The organism is Microcoleus sp. S13_C3, assembly GCF_036700905.1.
In the GTDB taxonomy this organism is placed as follows: domain Bacteria; phylum Cyanobacteriota; class Cyanobacteriia; order Cyanobacteriales; family Microcoleaceae; genus Microcoleus.
In genome coordinates this window covers 1-1,754 of sequence record NZ_JAUBPT010000340.1, presented here as the reverse complement: position 1 = coordinate 1,754, position 1,754 = coordinate 1, and the positions used below count along the sequence as shown (strand labels likewise).

Annotated in this window: 1 pseudogene; it reads left to right on the top strand. The window is 43.3% G+C overall.

Annotated elements, in window-relative coordinates:
• Nucleotides 1-105: 105 nt before the first annotated feature.
• Nucleotides 106-1,703 (top strand): annotated as a pseudogene (locus QUA16_RS36550) (IS1182 family transposase).
• The last annotated feature ends 51 nt before the right edge of the window (nucleotides 1,704-1,754 follow it).

Below are 1,754 nucleotides of genomic sequence, written 5' to 3'. Positions count from 1 at the left end.
CTAGGGCGTCGGTTCAGTATTAGGAGTTGACAAAACAGACGGGAAATGATATGTGAATTGAGAAGCCTGTTAAATTCTCACAATCAGGAAGAAGGAAGAAACCTTATGCGTCCTCCCTTATGGCATCCTCCAGTTGAACTCTCAGACGCTGAAGCGTCGATCGTCAAACGCATTAAACGAGCCAAGTTATTCACGTTTCTTCGATTGAATCGTTCATTCATATTTAATGATGAGTTTCAAGAAGAACTTGCTACAATTTTTAAAGACAGCACAGTGGGTCAGGGCCCAGTTCCTCCTGCACAAATTGCCTTGGCAATTATTCTGCAAGCCTACTTAGGCATTTCTGATGATGAAGTCATTGAAGAAATGCTCATGGATCGACGTTGGCAGTTAGTTCTCGATTGTCTCAATTGTGAAACTCCCCCTTTTAGCAAAGCCACTTTGGTTCGATTCAGAAATCGCTTAATTAAAAAAGAACTAGACCAACGTTTAATTGACCGCACCGTAGAAATTGCCAAACAAAAAGGTGGGTTTGGCTCATCTCAACTGAAAGCGGCTTTAGATTCTTCACCTTTATGGGGAGCTGGGAAAGTCGAAGATACATATAATCTATTGGGTCATGCTTTGCGTAAGGCCGTGAGTGTGATAGCTGTTGTGCAGGGGCGGGAGCCAGCAGAAATTGCCGAGTTAGCTGGTGCGCCAATTCTCAATAGTTCCAGCTTAAAAACAGCCTTAGACTTAAACTGGGATAATCCAGTAGAGCGTCAAAATGCACTCTTAGTCATCCTAAATAGCTTAAATTCCGTAGAAGAATGGATGCAAAGCCAGCCCGCTCGTGATGAGTTTGAAGTGGCTCAAGAGACTCTGGATGTTGCCCGAGTCATTGAATCCCAAAATGTGACTTTAGACTCTCAAGGATTTCCTAATCTTGCTAAAGGGGTGGCCAAAGATCGTCGCATTTCTATTGAAGACCCCGATATGCGGCATGGGCGTAAAAGCCGCTCTAAAAAAATAGATGGATATAAACGTCACGTCCTCAAAGATTTAGAGAGTGGTGTAGTTTGTGCCGTGGCGTTGACACGGGCCAATACTCCAGAATCCGCTGCTACAGTTGACTACCGAACGTGACTTAAAATTTCAAAATATTCACCTAGCCGAGTTACATATTGACCGGGCTTATTTATCTAGTCATTGGGTGACACAACGGGATGATAAATTACAGATATTTTGCAAGGCGTGGCCGGTCAGAAATTCTGGACGGTTTGATAAAAATTCTTTTTTTCTTGACTGGGATACGCATTTAATTCGCTGTCCCAATCAGGTAAGTATCCCATTTGAGCCCGGAAAAATTGTTCATTTTCCGGCGAGTGAATGTGCAGTTTGTCCTCTGAGGTCTGGTTGCACGAATAGTCAAAGAGGACGGACTGTATCAATTCATCCTAATGAAGCCTTAATGCAAGAGTTGCGAGCACGTCAATCTACTGCTATTGGTCGAATAGACTTAAGAAAACGTACTACAGTTGAACACTCTCTGGCTCATATTGGCCATTGGCTTTCTTAACCGTGCTCGCTATATTGGACTGCGGAAAAATCTCTTCGATCTACGGCGAGTCGCTGTTGTTCATAATCTTCATGTCATTGCTCGAATGGATAAGGTTCGGCCAATTACACCAGGCATAGATTCGAACTCATGCACTGGCTAATTTCATAAATTCCTTTTTTTGTCAACTCCTAATACTGAACCGACGCCCTAG